Here is a 15,521-nt window from a genome sequence, read left to right as displayed (position 1 = left end):
AATAGAGGCTGCAAAAATAGGTGCTGGCGTGCGTCTTGCTGCCTTTGCAGCTTCCACGGCCGGTAAGTCGCTGATTGTGAGCAATACACAAGCACAAAAAAGCCCCCCAGACTGTTCTGGGGGGCTTTTTTTGGTGTCAAATGAGTTTAACGCGACAGCGACGAACCTAGTTTGATCAGTACTTTACCCAAGTGATTAAGAGAAGCAGTGAAGTGATTGTTGCTTTCATCGGCTACTTTGTTAGCTTCGGCACCCAGCGTAGCCAGCGTTTCGGCTATGGCGTGGGGCTCAGTGTCGCTATCGGTCAGCTGCTCGCGCAGGGTTTTCATCTCCTGGAGTATTTTGGCTAGACCAGTGCGTTCTGAGGCGCCTAGTACTTCTATCCAACGGTCAATTTCGGCCAATCCATGTTTATCGGCTTGGTCGGGTACGCCGCCGTTGAGCAGCTTCAGCGTATCGTCGAGGAGCGCGGCGTTCTGCTGATCAGTTACGCCGAGCGGAATGGTGGGCGTGAAAGGAGTTTGGGGGGTTTGGGCGGTGGAATCCATAGGTCAGAGAGGCAAATCAGAAAAGAACGTTCTTGCTATACTGGCATCGTCGTCTAAAAGTTAAGCTTACTCTCGTGTTGATTGATGGATAGACTTTACTATTGGTCAGGGAGCAAGCTCGATACTTCTTATATACATTTTTCCAGAAATTTTAGCTCAACAAAGGGTTACTTTTTGGGGGTAGCGGTATGAAGTCCGTATCTATTCACACGACATACTCCTTTAAGCCATGAAATTCTCTTTCAAATCTCTGCTCGTTTTAGCCGCTTTCGCTCCTTTCGCTCTTGCTTCTTGCTCGGAGAGCACGGAGAAGAACGCTGAGGCTACTGCCGAAGGTGCCGCTACCGATGCTGCCAACAATGTTGAAAACGCTGGCGACGCCGTTGAAAACGCAACCGACAACGCTGCTGCTGACGTGAAAGCTGATATGGCTCCTGAGGCTGGCGACACTGCCGTAGTTCAGAACAAAGAAGCTGACAAGCTGGTAGAAGAAGTTCCTGCTAAGAAAGACTAGTTCCGCCTTTTAGCTGATCAAAAAAGCCCCCCAGACTTGGTCTGGGGGGCTTTTTTGATCCTTATGCTGTTTCTTTTTCCTGGGCTTTACCCGCACCGGCTAGTTCCATCAGCACCTCATAATACGGCCGACCCAAGGCACGAGCCTTCAGCCAGGCGTAGAAGCTCATGGCGTGCAAATCTTCCCGCTCGCTATCCAGGGGCACTGCATCTGCCATCTGAATGACTCGCTCCAGAAAGCTGGGGTGGCGCACGGCGGCGGGGTCGTCCATGATTTCGCGCACTAGGTTCAGATAGCAAAGCACGTATTGATACGGCCCGCCCTCGCCAAACCGTTCGCGGAAGCCACGCTCAATGGCGCGTAAGCGGTTCAGAGCCAGGTCGGAGTTGCCAAGTTCGACCTGTACCAGCATCTCGCCCATATTCTTGTTGAATACCCATTCCACACCCATTTTCTGCTCGCACCAATGATCAGAGCGGCCAATGCCGATGAGTACCTGATTGGTTTTGGCAAACTGGTTTTCGGCGAAATAGTGAAAGCCCAGCCCCAGCCGCGCCGTAAGCTGGTCGGCCGCCGACAAAGTCACTTCGCGGCCCTGCAACAGGTTTTCCAGCAAGCTAATACTCTCCGCGTTGCGGCGCAGAAACGAGTAATTAGCAGCCAGCAGGAAGATATACTTGGGATAAAAATCGGCCATATAGCTGCGCGAGCCCTCATACAGTGCCGCCCGCAACTGCTCCAGGTACGCCACCGACTCGGTGAAGCGGCGCGATCGGTACAAGGCGTGGGCAATCATATAAAGCAGCCCCAGCTGATAGTAACGGTGGGCGGGCCGGAAGCCGTGGCGCTTCTCCATGAGCGTGTAGCAGCGGCCCACAAACGGCGCAAACGACACAAAATCGCGGCGCACCAGCATAGCGCTGCGGGCAATGGACATCAGGCGATAGAGCAGCGACGGACTGCGCGCAAAGGCTTCCTGCAAGTCATACTCGCGCAGCACTTCGCGCATAATGCCATCGAAGGCCTCGCCAGCCCGGCCGCGGCTGCGGGCCTGTCGCAGCCGCTCCCGAATGAGGCTATCGGCAATACCGGCGCGCTCCTCTTCGTCGGCGGCCTTTTTATTGTGGTTCCGCCGACGAATGATGTCGGCCAGCTCATCGGCATATTCACTGCCTGCTTGAGCAATCTGTAGGTTATAAATGGTATTCAGCAGTTCATACTGCTCGTTTTGGTGAGCCAGCTTTTCCGCCTTCCGCAGAATATTCCAGGCGAGGCGGGGTACGCCCACATCAAAAAGGTACTGCGCCAGCGTGAGTTGGCCGCGCACCGACGATGCCGCCGTCGGGTCGAGTTGGCGCTGGCGCAGCAGCAAGTAGTCGGTGAGGTGGCGCATCAGGCGCTTGCGTAAAGCATAGTACGCCACCGCGTTAGGCTCATCGGGATACAGCTTGGCGAGTAGCTCTTCGGTTGAGTACGCTTTGGCATGCAGCAGCAACTCGTAGAGGCGCGAATCCATGCGGCCATTCACTTTTTTGCGCTGCCGCTGCACGAAGCGGCCAAATTCTTTGCGGTCGTCCGGCGAGAAAGTAACCAGCGTCGTGCGTAAGTCATCCATAAGAGTAGATAGAAAAGCTAAATATAGTGGTTGGGGGGCTTTTTGTAAAGTCTAATTTTTTAACCCATATAATTGCTGTCAATCAGATTTTTACGTCATAAAATAAACATTTCAAAAGTCTGAAAAACGCAAAAATTGGTTCACGTTTTCAGCAAAGAAGTAGGCACCTTCGGACAGGATTTCACCTCACACCCTACTTATATGAAACGCTTTCTACTTTCTCTACTGATGCTCGCCGTGACGGCCGTTTCGGCGCAGGCCCAGGACCTGCTCACCAAGCAAAATGGCGAGGAGCTTCAGGTAAAAGTTCTAGAGCTAACTCCCACCGAAGTGCGCTATAAGCGCACCGATAACCCCGATGGCCCACTCATCACCGTGCGTCGCTCCGATGTTTTCATGATTCGCTACGCCAACGGCACCAAGGAAGTACTGGGGCCCAACCAAAATGCCCCCCAGATTATTGCTGGCTCACCCCCACGGACTGGCCCCGTAGTGCCCGGCGATGAAGAGTCAGCCTACAAGGAGATTCATTTGAATGGTCCTCGCATTGGGTTTACTATTCTTTCGCAAGGCGTGATAAACAAGATTAATGCACGTGAAAGCAGCTATCTAAAGGATTTAAACCCTTTCATCACCCAGTTCGGCTGGCAGTTTGAAACCCGCATTTTCCGGATGCCTAATGGCACGGCGGGCTTGCTGGAAATCGTGCCGCTAATAGGTGGCTTAGAGCAGGGCAAGTTTATCCCGAGCATCAATGCGCTGGTCGGTATCCGGGGGCCAAAAGGATTTGAGTTTGGCTTAGGGCCCAATCTGACACCTGTGAGCGCCAATGTTGCGCTAGCTATCGGCACCTCCTTCCGCTCGAATGGCATCAACTTCCCAGTGAACTTCGCGGTGGTACCCGGCAACGGAGGGGCACGATTCAGTTTGCTGGTCGGCTTCAACTCGCGTCGGCGCTAAGCACACGCTTCTTTTTCACTCATCGTTTCACACGTACCACTATGCGTTATTTTCTACTTAACTGCCTCCTGTTCTGCGTCACCTTAAGTGTTCAGGCCCAAGACACCATTCTACGCACCAATGGCGACGAGGTAAAGGCTCGGGTACTGGCCATCACGCCTACCGATGTGGCGTACGTACCCACCACCGAGCCCCCCACCACTGACACGCTTCACCTGCTTGCGACCGAGGTATTCCTGATTCGCTATGCCAATGGCACGAAAGAGGTGGTCTCTAAACCAGCAGCTACGGCGCCAGCCATAGGACTGAGCCGCACCCCGCAGGAAATGAGCAATTTGGGTCGCGAGGATGCGCGAAAGTATTTTAAATCTCCAGGTGTTTTCTGGGGTACTGCGGGGGCCACCTTTGTGAGTATTCCAGCATACGGATTGGGCGGTATAGCGACCGGCGCGGCCATTGCCGCTACACCACCCAAACGCCACAATATGATTGTACCTGATCAGGTGTTACTGAATGACCCAAACTATGTGAGTGGCTACCAAAAGCAGGCGCAACGGCAGAAGCTAGGCAAAGCGGCCGGTGGTTTTGGCGTAGGAATAGCCGCAGGAGCAGTAGCAACCGTCGCCATTGTAGCTGCAATATTTAACGCGTATTAATCTTAACTCTTATCCTCTTTTCTCTTCCTTTTATTGTCTTCTCATAATTTATATGCGTCCTTTTCTACTCGCTTATCTTTTATTCTTTGGTGCAGTATGCGCGCAGGCCCAGGATATAATCCTGCGTCGCAATGGCGATGAAATAAAAGCTCGGGTGCTAGCCATTACGCCTACCGAGATATCCTATGTACCCGGCACTGAGCCCCCAAGTTCAGACACGCTGTATATGACAGCCATTGAGGTATTCATGATTCGCTATGCTAACGGTACCAAGGAACTTATAACCAAAGCAGAAGCAATTCCGGCTCTAGAACGCACCTCGGAAGAGATGACCACACAAGGCCGCGAAGACGCCCGGAAATACTTTAAAGCCTCAGGCGCTTTTTGGGGCACTTTTGGTGCTACCGCCGTGAGCGTTCCGGTGCTGGGTGGGCTCGGTGGGGCGGCTACTGGTGCTGCTATTGCCGCCTCCCCCCCCAAAGACCAGAACCTTATAGTGCCAGATAAGGCTCTGCTGAATGATCCGAGCTATGTACGTGGCTACGAGAAGCAGGCACAACGGAAAAAACTAGGTAATGCGGCAGCTGGCTTCGGAGTGGGGCTGGTAAGCGGGGCGGCAGTCTGGCTTGCCATTGCCCTCACGAATACCAACCACTTCTAACGCCAAGCTCAACCCCACAGCGCGGTCAGCGTAAGCTACAGGGTAAGTAGTTCATTTCCACCCTTAAGCCCTACGACTATGGATATTGACAAAAGCACCGAATGGCGTGCCCGTGGCAATTGGAATGAAGTAAAAGGCAAATTTCGGCAGGAACACGCCAACCTCACCGACAACGATATGGAGTACCGGGAAGGCCGTCAGGAAGAATGGCTGGGCGAACTCCAACAGAAAGCTGGCAAGACAGCCGATGAAATAAAATCTTGGTTTAACCGCAATTTTTAGCCTTTACAGTCGACCTTCTGAACAAAAGCTCCGTACCAGCTGTAAGAAGCTAGTGCGGAGCTTCTGTTTTTCTGGCTCCGCTAGCTACCCTTTTCATTTGGCTTTGAGCCTTTTAGCCGCCAGTTTTCTCTGGTCTTCCGCGTATGAATATTGCCCCGGAAGAGCTGCACACCTTGGGAAACCTTGACCTGCTGACCCTTCCAAAAACCGCTTTCTTTTGCTCTCGTAACTACCCTGGCTACATTGAGTACCCTACCTATATGTGGGCCGTGGAGCAACGCACCAACAGCCATTGCGTGCTGTCCGGCTTTCATTCCTTACTGGAGCAAAAGGTATTTCGCTATCTGCTGAAAGGCGAGCAACAGCCTATTGTGTACGCGCTGGGCCGTGGTATCAGGCCCAACATGAAGCTGGAATACGAGCTAGAACTAGCGGCTGACCGGCTGTTGTTTCTCACTCCCTTTGAAGAAGAGCTGACTATTATAACGCAGGAAACCGCCGATATCCGTAATCTACTGATTGCAGAATTGGCCGATCGATTCTTTATTCCGTACATGGCAGCGGGGGGCAATTTGGAGCGCTTATTTTTTAGTGGCGCTCTGGATGGTAAGCCAATCTTCACCCTCGACTTAGCCGAAAACGAACCTCTGTTTCGCGTAGGAGCTGAGTTGTACCAACCTGAAGGTTTGCTTGGCCGGCCCGCTATGTACTCAATGATTGCTTAGCGCGGCTTACTCCCCGTTGGTTCCTATTTTCCGCTCTTTTCTACTTTCCAGCTATGTCAACTTCTTCACTTACTTCTTCTCTACCCCACTCACCCTCGTCAGGTATTAAAGCCTTAGCCCGATTTGGCTTCGCGGCCAAAGGCGTAGTGTATATTGTAGTGGGCACCCTGGCTGTTATGGCAGCTACGGGTACTCAGGGGGGCAAAACGGCTGATAAAGAACAAGCATTGCAAACCATTCAGGACCTACCCTTTGGTCGGTTCCTGCTGGGTTTGGTTGCTTTCGGCTTACTTGGCTATGTCATCTGGCGCCTCGTTCAGGCCTTCCGCGATACGGAAGACAAGGGCTCAGATGCTAAAGGCTTAGCCCGCCGACTCGGCTATGCAGGCAGTGGCCTGCTCTATACTGGTCTTGCCTATGCTGCGGGCCGGGCCGCGTTCAGTGGCGGTAACGCCGATCAGGGCGGGGGCAGCACCCAACAATCATTGATTGCCAAGCTCCTAGATCAATCGTGGGGCCAATGGGTACTGGGCGCTATTGCGCTGGGCATTATTGGCGCCGGCCTTTACCAGATTTACCGCGCTTACTCCGGCAAGTTTTCTAAGCACGTTAATAGTAGCGGATTGCCGGCCGAGCAGCAAAAAATAGTATACCGTACTGGCCAGGTTGGTTATACCGCCCGCGGTATTGTAATGGCCATCATTGGCTACTTCTTTTTGCAGGCCGCTATGCAGTCTAATTCTAAAGCAGCTCAAGGCACCGAAGGTGCCTTCGATTTGCTGGCTAGCATGGGGCCCGTTGTGCTCGCTATTGTAGCTCTGGGCCTAATGGCCTACGGTGTCTATATGCTGGTGCAAGCCAAGTACCCCATATTGCGAGGCGTGTAAGCAGTGTCCAAACTACATTGTCATCCTGACGCAGGAAGGACCTTCTGCCAACTGAACGACTGTTTCAGTTGGCAGAAGGTCCTTCCTGCGTCAGGATGACAATGCGATATTTAATTGCAGGAGTTAATCAGCTACATAATCAGCCAAATAGGCGTAGCGCTCCGTCAATTCGCCCCCCGCAGCAATGGTAGCCCGCTCAATAATCGGCTCAGGTTTGTCGCTCACTAAATAGGGAAACACATTATCCAACAACTGTCGGCCAAAGTCACGGCTGGCATTACGGGGCAACTCACAGGGCAGGTTATCCACGGCCATCACCGTGATATTAGTTGGGTTGGAGTAAGGCGGTTCTAACTCGCCGGTTTGCGGATTGTAGTCAAAAGCTGGGTCCTGAATGCTGGTGCTAAGCTTAGTAGTAGGAACGGAGCCATTCACGTCGCAGGTGATATCGGCGATGGTGTTAATGCGGAAATCTGGGCGCTGCGTGTCTGCTTCGCTAAACAGCTTAGGCGCCGCCGGATGCCAATAGGCACAGGCCAGCAGCAAATCAGTAACAGGTAGAAAGGCACCAAACGTAGATTCGTATTCCTGCGGATTGCGGTGAAAATCGGACGTATCCCACACGCGGCCGTCGCGGCGACGGTTGTAATCGCTGCTACGGAGTTGGGTGTACACTGGCTCGTTAAAGTCCAGATATAGATAATCGTAGACGCTCACTCGCCGAATTCCCATTTTATCGAGCACCTCAATCGCGCCTTGCGCCACCCGACCCGACCCCGTCACCGCCATCTTGATGGGGGGCAATTTTTTGACTTTGAAGAACTCCTCCTGCATATCCTCCATGTCGACGCATTGGTAAGCCGGCTTCAGCTCATACAAGTTGTGCTTGCGGCCGTACGTCAGCAGCCCATTATAGGCACCCACGATACCGGCCCAGCGCCCAAACGCTACTATTCTTTCTCCCTGCTCATTGGTCAGCAACTCGTAGTCAATCAGCGTGATATTCTTCTTCAGTATCTGCCGCAACAGCTCCCGATTAGCGGGCTGCTTCTTCACGGTATGCGAGAAGAACATGTATGTTTTGTTCGGAATGAGCTGCGCAGGCGGCACCTCTTTCACGCCCAGCAGTATGTCGCAGTCTGACACCTCCGGGCGAACTTCAATGCCTAAGTCGCGGTACTCTTGGTCCTTAAAGCTGCGTAAGGGGCACTCCTGCACCACAATGCGGAGGCCAGGAAATAGCGTTTCGGCCTCCACGCATTTTTTAGGAGTGAGCGTCACGCGCAGGTCGGGGGGCGTTTTTCCTTCGCGAATGATACCAATAGTTAGGGGGTGCATCTGAGTAAACGAATTGGGTGGGTTGGGGGGCAAATCTGGTTAAATATTTTGGCGTGTAGGCGCTACCACCTTCGCCAGCCTAATAATCCTATCGTCAGGAGAGGTTTTCGCCTTACCTTTGTTAAAGGTTCGGTTGCCCGTGCAGCCACATCTTCTCGCCACCTCTATCTTCTCTTTATGTTGCTGAAAACCAAGCCCGCTGATGTGTTTGTGGACCGTCACAACGGCCCCGACGAAGTTGCTGTAGCCCAAATGCTGCGCACCATTGGCGTGGAATCCCTCGATCAGCTTATCGACGAAACCGTGCCGGCGGCCATCCGCCTCAAGCGGCCTCTAAACTTGCCGGCCGCTCTCACCGAGCGCGCCTTTTTGGCTAAGTTCAAGCAGATAGCTGGTCAGAATAAAATCTATAAAAACTACATTGGCCTGGGCTATCATGATACCCAGCTGCCGCCCGTTATCCAGCGCAATATTCTCGAAAACCCCGGCTGGTATACCGCTTATACACCGTACCAAGCTGAAATCGCCCAAGGTCGTTTAGAAGCTCTGCTCAATTATCAGACGATGATAATTGACCTCACCGGCCTTGAAATTGCCAACGCCAGCTTGCTCGACGAAGGCACCGCTGCCGCCGAGGCCATGAACATGTTTCATAGCCAAACCAAGAAAAAGAACACCACGAAATTCTTCGTCTCAGAGTTGGTATTGCCCCAGACTATTGACGTGTTGCGTACTCGCGCCACGCCGCTCAACATTGAGTTGGTAATTGGTGACCACCGCACCGCCGATCTTTCCGACGAGGCGCTATTTGGCGCTATGCTCCAGTACCCAGCCGCCGACGGCCAGGTATTCGATTACACTGACTTTATCACCCAAGCCCACGCTAGCGGCCTATTCGTAACCGTAGCCGCCGACCTGATGGCGCTGACGCTGCTGAAGTCGCCCGGCGAAATGGGTGCCGATGTTTGTGTAGGTAACTCTCAGCGCTTCGGGGTACCGATGGGCTACGGTGGCCCGCACGCTGGTTTCTTCGCTACTAAAGATCAGTTCAAGCGCGTAATTCCAGGTCGTCTGATCGGTCAAAGCATCGACGCAGCTGGCAACAAAGCGCTGCGCATGGCGCTGCAAACTCGCGAGCAACACATTCGCCGGGAGAAAGCTACAAGTAACATCTGCACGGCGCAGGTGCTACTGTCGGTATTGGCTGGCATGTACGCTGTGTATCACGGTCCGGAGCGCATTCGTCAGTTTGCCACCAACATTCACGCTTTAACCCAAACATTGGAGAAAGCGCTGACGGCATTGGGTGTGGAGCAGAGCAATGAGTTCTACTTCGATGCGCTCAACTTGCGTCTGGAAAGCAAGGAATTGCAGCAGGCTGTGAAGCGCGAAGCTGAAGCTGCTGGCCTGAACTTCCGATACTTCGACGAGGTGCGCGTAGGGATTTCGCTGCACCAAAATACCGAGGCGTCGGATGTCGCCGACATCGTAAGCGTATTCGCTAAAGTGCTGGGCAAAGAAGTTGGCTCCATCGAGATGCCTGCTGATGTTGAACTGACGTGGCCAGAAGGTCTGGTTCGTACCAGCGACTACCTCACCCACCCCATCTTCAACACGCACCACTCGGAGCATGAGATGCTGCGCTACATGAAGCAGCTCGAGAACAAGGATTTGAGCCTAGCTCACTCCATGATTCCGCTGGGTTCGTGCACTATGAAGCTCAACGCTACCGCCGAAATGATTCCGGTGACGTGGCCTGAAATCGGCAGCCTACATCCTTTTGCCCCCCGCGAGCAAGCCCAGGGCTACAAACAGATTTTCGAAGAGTTGGAAGCGTGGCTGTGCGAGGTAACTGGCTTTGCAGCAGTCAGCTTGCAGCCTAACTCCGGCGCGCAGGGCGAGTACGCTGGCCTGCTGGTTATTCGTGCTTACCACGAAGGTCGGGGCGAAGGCCACCGCAATATTGCGTTGATTCCGGCTTCGGCCCACGGCACCAACCCCGCTTCGGCCGTCATGGCTGGCATGCAGGTAGTGGTAGTGAAGAGCGACGAGCATGGCAGCATCGATGTAGCTGACTTGAAGCAGAAGGCGGAGCAGCACGCTGCCAATCTTTCCTGCCTAATGGTGACCTACCCGAGCACGCACGGCGTGTATGAGGAAACCATCATCGACATCTGCCGCACTATTCATCAGCACGGCGGCCGCGTGTACATGGACGGCGCCAACATGAACGCTCAGGTAGGCCTCACGTCGCCCGCCAATATTGGTGCCGATGTGTGTCACCTGAACCTGCACAAAACCTTCTGCATTCCTCACGGTGGCGGTGGTCCTGGCGTAGGTCCAATTGGTGTAGTTGCTGATCTGGCGCCTTATCTGCCCGGCCACGTGGTGATAGAGGTTGGCCACGAGAAGGCCACTGGTGCAGTTTCTTCTGCTCCGTGGGGCTCAGCTAGCATTCTGCCTATTTCCTACGCTTACATCTCCATGATGGGCGGCGAAGGCTTAACCCAGGCTACGCGCATTGCTATTCTGAACGCCAACTATATCAAGGCTCGCCTCGAGGAGCATTACCCGGTGCTGTACGTAGGTGCGCAAGGCCGATGTGCGCACGAGATGATTCTGGAGTGCCGCCACTTTAAGAAGGCGGGCATTGAGGTAGAAGACATTGCCAAGCGCCTGATGGACTATGGCTACCACGCACCTACCGTGTCGTTCCCTGTGGCTGGCACGCTGATGGTGGAGCCCACCGAAAGCGAAAGCAAAGAGGAGCTCGACCGCTTCTGCGACGCCATGATTAAGATTCGTCACGAGATTCGGGCAGTAGAGGAAGGCCGCGCCGATGCTAAGGATAACTTGCTGAAGCACGCGCCACATACAGCCGCTACCATCATGGCCAACGAGTGGGACCGCCCTTACACTCGCGAGCAGGCGGCTTATCCCATCGAGTACGTGCGTGCTTATAAGTTCTGGCCAGCCGTCAGCCGCATCGATTCCGCCTTCGGCGACCGTAACCTTATCTGCGCCTGCACACCCATCGAGGAGTATGTGGATGCCGAGGAGAAGCTGGTTGAAACTGACCGTGGTCCGTCATACTAAGTTTTGAGTTACGAGCCCAAAAAGCCCCCCAGACAATGTCCGGGGGGCTTTTTTTAAGGGTTCTATGTATTATCTACGTCTGGCCAAATCAGCATATAGTCTGGCAAGGCTACTCCACCACAGGCTTTTATGATTCTTTAGATACTGATGAACTCTAAACATTCGATTCTGCTGCTGCTCATCTCGCTCTTCACATTCTCCTCCTCCTGCACAAAAAATGAGGATGCAATTGTAGGAGATATAAGTGTGGCATTCAACCCAATACTCAACAGTAATGACGAGGCTACCTATTACTACCGTTTGTATGTAGCTGATAACTATCCCACTATTCCTCCGCTGAAAAGCGAGTATATTGATGCTGCTTCCTATCAGGATGGAAAAATCAGAATTGTTATAAAGGGTTTGAATCCAGGTAATTATGTCTTTTCATATTACAAAAACACTCAGCTGGTAACTGCCACGGTTCAAGTCTCTTCCGGCAAGACCAACTATTATGACCTGTAGTGGAACGAGCTTGCTCGGACATAAAAAAGCCCCCCATGCTTGGCATGGGGGGCTTTTTTATTGGTAAAACCTAGATAATTGCTAGCGTTGGGAAAAGCAGGTGCGGTAGAGGTAGCCGTTGAGAACTTTCCCTTTCTCCGTCACGCGGGCCCGGACAAAGTAGGCGTCTACTGTGTCAAGTACCTGTACTTCAGAGTTAACGCTGAGGTTAGTGAGTTGGGTAGACTCCTTGGTCATCCCGTCGTAAAGAATGCACTCCACGACCGTGTTGTGAGCTACTGGTTTTTTGTTGCCGCGCGAAGAGCTAAAGGAATCGTCGCGGACGGCACTGCATGAAGCAAGCAAAGCGAGGCCAAACAGGCAAGGTAGGAGTTTGTGCATAGGTCTAGTTTAGGTTTGGGAAGATATAGAAATTTCAAGTTGATCAAGGTTTTTTCCCTGAAAAAATTTGCTTTTACTCATTTTACCGACCCACTTATTTGGGAACATTGCCCCCTGCCGCGGCGTTGTATAGCCAGAGTTAAGCACGTACTTTGGTGGCCCTACTTTACGTTAGTCCGGCAGCGCGCTTAGCTCTTTCACTCAACCCTTCGACAACTTAATATGAACGCATTCACAAGTTTATTCAGCCGTCCGGTTGCTTTGGTAGCCGTGGGCTTATCGCTGTTATTGGGCGTTACCAGCTGCACTTCTTCCCGGGTAGGCGTCACCTCCGACTACGACCACTCAATTAATTTCCGCACCTACAAGACGTGGTCATGGTATCCTCAGCAAACAACCGATGCTGAGGGAGGTCCGGCTCGGGGCTATCAGTCCTTCCTGGACAAGCGTATGCGTACCGCTGTTGAAACCGAAATGAAGAAGAAAGGCCTGACTTACGCCGAGCAAAGCCCCGATCTGTATGTGGCTTACAATGCTAAGGTTGAAGATAAGCAGCAGATCAACGGCGGCGGCTTTGGCTACCCCTTTTATGGCTATGGTGGCTACGGAATGTATGGCCGTGGGCCGTACGGGAACGTAACGCAATACAAAGCAGGAACCGTCATCATCGACTTCGTGGATGCCAAGCGTAAGGAACTGGCGTGGCGCGGTCAGGGCCAGGCGCAGATAGATAAAAACACCATCTCGGAGGAGGAAGTGTACCGCATCGTGGGGGGCATTTTGGAAAACTATCCACCCCAGGATGGCTCCAATACCAACGCCCGTCGCTAATTATCACTGCATTAGATACAAAAAAGCCCCCCAGGAAACCTGGGGGGCTTTTTTGTATCTAATGCAGCACTTTAAATAGGCACATTTACGTGGCGCTCCGCGTGGTAGCTGCTGCGCACCAGCGGCCCCGATTCTACATACTTGAGGCCGCGCGCGAGGCCTTCCTCGCGGTAATGAGCAAAAAGATCAGGGTGAATAAACTCGGCAACCTCCAGGTGGCGCTTCGTCGGCTGAAGGTATTGGCCTAAGGTCAGAATATCGAGGCCATTGGCGGCGAGGTCGTCCATGGCCTTATACATCTCGTCTTTCTTTTCGCCCAAGCCCAGCATAATGCCCGATTTCGTGCGCTTGCCAGCGGCCTTCGTCCGACGAATCTGCTCCAGTGAGCGGTCATATTTGGCCTGCGGGCGCACCAGACGGTACAGGCTGCCCACCGTTTCAACATTGTGCGATACCACCTCTTGACCGCCGGCAATCATAGTATCCAACGCTTCCCAGTTGGCTTTTACATCCGGAATAAGCGTTTCAATGGTTGTAGCCGGCGACAGTTGTTTTATGCGCACGACCGTTTCCAGCCAGATGCTGGCCCCCCGGTCTTTCAGCTCATCACGGTTTACGGAGGTAATAACGGCGTGCTTCACGCCCATCAGCTGAATGGCTTCGGCTACGCGGCGGGGCTCATCGGTATCATACTCATTCGGACGGCCGGTGGCCACGGCGCAGAACGAGCAGGAGCGCGTACACACGTTGCCCAAGATCATAAAGGTGGCCGTACCAGCGCCCCAACATTCGCCCATGTTCGGGCAATTGCCGCTTTCGCAAATGGTATGCAGCTTATGCTCATCTACGAGCCGACGAACTTTAGCGTACTCAGGGCCGACGGGCAGTTTTACGCGCAGCCAATCGGGCTTGCGCGGCCGGGCCGGGGCTGCCGGCTCGGGCTGAATAATAGGTAAGGTCAGCAACAGTTCGTCCATACTACAAAGGTAAGGGTCAGGCAGGAGTTAGCCGCATATCGGGCTCGACCCGCGCAGCAGACTATACAACAAACGAGAAGGGAATAAAGATGCCCTGCAACGGACCAACACGGTGGTTGTCGCAACAGAGCAGGTATACTGGGGGGCTTTTATAAGCCCAATTCGCCCGTAGCAGCTTATAGAAACAGGATTAATTCCGCGTCCCCAAATAAATAGTCAGATAAACGGAGGGGAAAAATGTCTCGTTGAGCTTGGCGTCGGAGATGCCGGTAGCCCGCAGAATAGTAGGGCGGCTGGGGAAATACTCGAATAAAAAGCCAGATTCAATCCCCGCAACAGCATCGCGGTAGCGACCATACTCGAAGCTGAGTGCTCCGCGCAAGTGAACACCGGCCGATGGCTTCACGTCATTGGCGCCACTAAATAATGGGGCTCTATCTACAATAAACTGGGAATCACCGTGTATGGCTGGATCAAATTGCTCCGTTCGAATATCCTCAGGACCACCCGGCCGGCCACCAACACGCTCGGTGTAGTCGTAATAAATGTTATATGGCATCAGCAACGCCACCGATGGACCACCACCGAATAATGCGTTTACCTGTACACCCGACTCCGGCGCTTTGCGAAAGATAACGCGCTGAGCACCAAACGATGGCCGCAACACGAACATATAGTTGGACTTATTTAGCACATACGTTCCGCCCGTAAACTGATTGCCAATACGCTGCTCTTTGGGGTGTTTCACCTCCACACCCTCAATGCTCCAGAAGCGCGACCATTTGTCGTTCAGCACGCGGGTAGAGCGCACGTTGACGCCCCCAATTAGGCCACCTCTAGTGTTAAAGTTTATGCCATACGTAAACTCCTTTCGATACGAAGGCGTCTCGTTGGGGGTAGCATCCTGGGCCTGGGCCGCCGATCCAGCTCCCAACAGCAGCAGGGCGATGCCGAAAAAAAACAGAGGTCGTATGGGTAGCAACACAGCTATACAACTGAGAAATTCAAACGAAATTGGCCCCCTGATAGCGGCCCCACCGAAAGTACGTAAATTTGCGCTCAAAGTATTGCACTCTTCCTGACTATCTGACTATGAGCACCGCCACCGCCCGGTATACCGGCCAATTACGCACCGAAGCCACGCACAGCGCTTCCTGCAATGTTATTTTCACTGATGCTCCCTTGGATAACCACGGTCGGGGCGAGGGGTTTTCACCAACCGACTTAGTAAGCACGGCGCTGGGCAGCTGTATGATGACCATCATGGGAATCGTGGCCGACCGCAGCGGCCTCGACCTGACGTCGACGACCTTTTCCGTCACCAAGCACATGGCCAGCGACCCACGCCGCATCGCCCAGATCGACGTTGACTTTCGGATGCCCGCTACGCTTTCGGCGAAAGACCGTACCGTGCTCGAAAACGCAGCACGTACTTGCCCCGTGGCGCTCAGTCTGAACCCGGAAATTCGCCAGCAGGTTCACTTCTCTTACGAGTAGAATATTTCCCATAAACAGTCGGGCCCGGTGGAAGTATTGCTTCCACCGG

At 53.4% G+C, this 15,521-nt stretch carries 17 protein-coding genes; 11 read left to right on the top strand and 6 right to left on the bottom strand.

Translation table 11 applies throughout. The annotated features are described in order from the left end of the window. Window positions 1-146: 146 nt before the first annotated feature. The gene (locus tag H8B13_RS04425) at window positions 147-548 is read right to left on the bottom strand and encodes a hypothetical protein (RefSeq protein WP_187309645.1); all 402 of its coding nucleotides are present in this window, start codon (window positions 546-548) and stop codon (window positions 147-149) included. A 229-nt stretch (window positions 549-777) separates the two neighbouring features. On the opposite strand from H8B13_RS04425, the gene H8B13_RS04420 reads away from it, so the two are divergent. Continuing rightward, a complete protein-coding gene (locus H8B13_RS04420; RefSeq protein WP_187309644.1) occupies window positions 778-1,062 on the top strand; it encodes a hypothetical protein in 285 nt (94 codons plus the stop codon). Window positions 1,063-1,123: 61 nt separating this feature from the next. Here H8B13_RS04420 and H8B13_RS04415 read toward each other — a convergent pair whose 3' ends face one another. Further along, complete coding sequence (locus tag H8B13_RS04415) at window positions 1,124-2,677, bottom strand: hypothetical protein (protein WP_187309643.1); 1,554 nt, start codon at window positions 2,675-2,677, stop codon at window positions 1,124-1,126. A 201-nt stretch (window positions 2,678-2,878) separates the two neighbouring features. Here H8B13_RS04415 and H8B13_RS04410 point away from each other — a divergent pair, with 201 nt between their 5' ends. The 6 genes from H8B13_RS04410 to H8B13_RS04385 all read left to right on the top strand — a co-directional run bounded on the left by H8B13_RS04410 (window position 2,879) and on the right by H8B13_RS04385 (window position 6,848). Further along, window positions 2,879-3,637 (top strand): hypothetical protein, encoded by a 759-nt coding sequence (locus tag H8B13_RS04410; RefSeq protein WP_187309642.1) that lies wholly within the window; start codon window positions 2,879-2,881, stop codon window positions 3,635-3,637. A gap of 41 nt (window positions 3,638-3,678) precedes the next feature. Beyond that, a complete protein-coding gene (locus H8B13_RS04405; RefSeq protein WP_187309641.1) occupies window positions 3,679-4,293 on the top strand; it encodes a hypothetical protein in 615 nt (204 codons plus the stop codon). Between the two features lie 52 nt (window positions 4,294-4,345). Next, window positions 4,346-4,954, top strand: coding sequence for a hypothetical protein (locus tag H8B13_RS04400; protein WP_187309640.1), 609 nt, complete (start codon window positions 4,346-4,348; stop codon window positions 4,952-4,954). Between the two features lie 78 nt (window positions 4,955-5,032). Further along, complete coding sequence (locus H8B13_RS04395; protein WP_187309639.1) at window positions 5,033-5,236, top strand: CsbD family protein; 204 nt, start codon at window positions 5,033-5,035, stop codon at window positions 5,234-5,236. A gap of 143 nt (window positions 5,237-5,379) precedes the next feature. Next, window positions 5,380-5,961 carry a DNA-binding protein gene (locus tag H8B13_RS04390; RefSeq protein WP_187309638.1) on the top strand — a complete coding sequence of 194 codons (582 nt, stop codon included), beginning with the start codon at window positions 5,380-5,382 and terminating at the stop codon, window positions 5,959-5,961. Window positions 5,962-6,014: 53 nt separating this feature from the next. Further along, entirely contained in the window at window positions 6,015-6,848 is an 834-nt protein-coding gene (locus H8B13_RS04385) for a DUF1206 domain-containing protein (protein WP_187309637.1), read from the top strand. A 123-nt stretch (window positions 6,849-6,971) separates the two neighbouring features. Here the strand turns inward: H8B13_RS04385 and H8B13_RS04380 are convergent, their stop codons facing one another. Further along, the gene (locus H8B13_RS04380) at window positions 6,972-8,186 is read right to left on the bottom strand and encodes an NAD(P)-dependent oxidoreductase (protein WP_187309636.1); all 1,215 of its coding nucleotides are present in this window, start codon (window positions 8,184-8,186) and stop codon (window positions 6,972-6,974) included. 177 nt (window positions 8,187-8,363) lie between these two features. On the opposite strand from H8B13_RS04380, the gene gcvP reads away from it, so the two are divergent. Next, entirely contained in the window at window positions 8,364-11,282 is a 2,919-nt protein-coding gene (gene gcvP, locus H8B13_RS04375) for an aminomethyl-transferring glycine dehydrogenase (protein WP_187309635.1), read from the top strand. Window positions 11,283-11,429: 147 nt separating this feature from the next. Then, entirely contained in the window at window positions 11,430-11,786 is a 357-nt protein-coding gene (locus H8B13_RS04370) for a hypothetical protein (RefSeq protein WP_187309634.1), read from the top strand. Between the two features lie 81 nt (window positions 11,787-11,867). Here the strand turns inward: H8B13_RS04370 and H8B13_RS04365 are convergent, their stop codons facing one another. Next, the gene (locus H8B13_RS04365) at window positions 11,868-12,167 is read right to left on the bottom strand and encodes a hypothetical protein (protein WP_187309633.1); all 300 of its coding nucleotides are present in this window, start codon (window positions 12,165-12,167) and stop codon (window positions 11,868-11,870) included. A gap of 222 nt (window positions 12,168-12,389) precedes the next feature. Between H8B13_RS04365 and H8B13_RS04360 the strand changes: the two genes are divergently transcribed. Continuing rightward, window positions 12,390-12,998, top strand: a complete 609-nt coding sequence (locus H8B13_RS04360; protein WP_187309632.1) for a DUF4136 domain-containing protein — start codon at window positions 12,390-12,392, stop codon at window positions 12,996-12,998. 71 nt (window positions 12,999-13,069) lie between these two features. Here H8B13_RS04360 and lipA read toward each other — a convergent pair whose 3' ends face one another. Together lipA and H8B13_RS04350 are read right to left on the bottom strand one after the other, a co-directional pair. Further along, complete coding sequence (gene lipA / locus H8B13_RS04355; protein ID WP_222841364.1) at window positions 13,070-13,963, bottom strand: lipoyl synthase; 894 nt, start codon at window positions 13,961-13,963, stop codon at window positions 13,070-13,072. A gap of 202 nt (window positions 13,964-14,165) precedes the next feature. Next, on the bottom strand, window positions 14,166-14,960 hold the full coding sequence (locus H8B13_RS04350; protein ID WP_187309631.1) for a hypothetical protein: 795 nt from the start codon (window positions 14,958-14,960) through the stop codon (window positions 14,166-14,168). A gap of 107 nt (window positions 14,961-15,067) precedes the next feature. On the opposite strand from H8B13_RS04350, the gene H8B13_RS04345 reads away from it, so the two are divergent. After that, complete coding sequence (locus H8B13_RS04345; protein ID WP_187309630.1) at window positions 15,068-15,472, top strand: OsmC family protein; 405 nt, start codon at window positions 15,068-15,070, stop codon at window positions 15,470-15,472. Window positions 15,473-15,521 lie beyond the last annotated feature (49 nt).

It is taken from the genome of Hymenobacter sp. BT188, from assembly GCF_014333585.1.
Classification (GTDB): Bacteria; Bacteroidota; Bacteroidia; order Cytophagales; family Hymenobacteraceae; genus Hymenobacter.
Note: the sequence above shows the minus strand (reverse complement) of the source record. Positions and strands in the feature narration are given on the sequence as shown.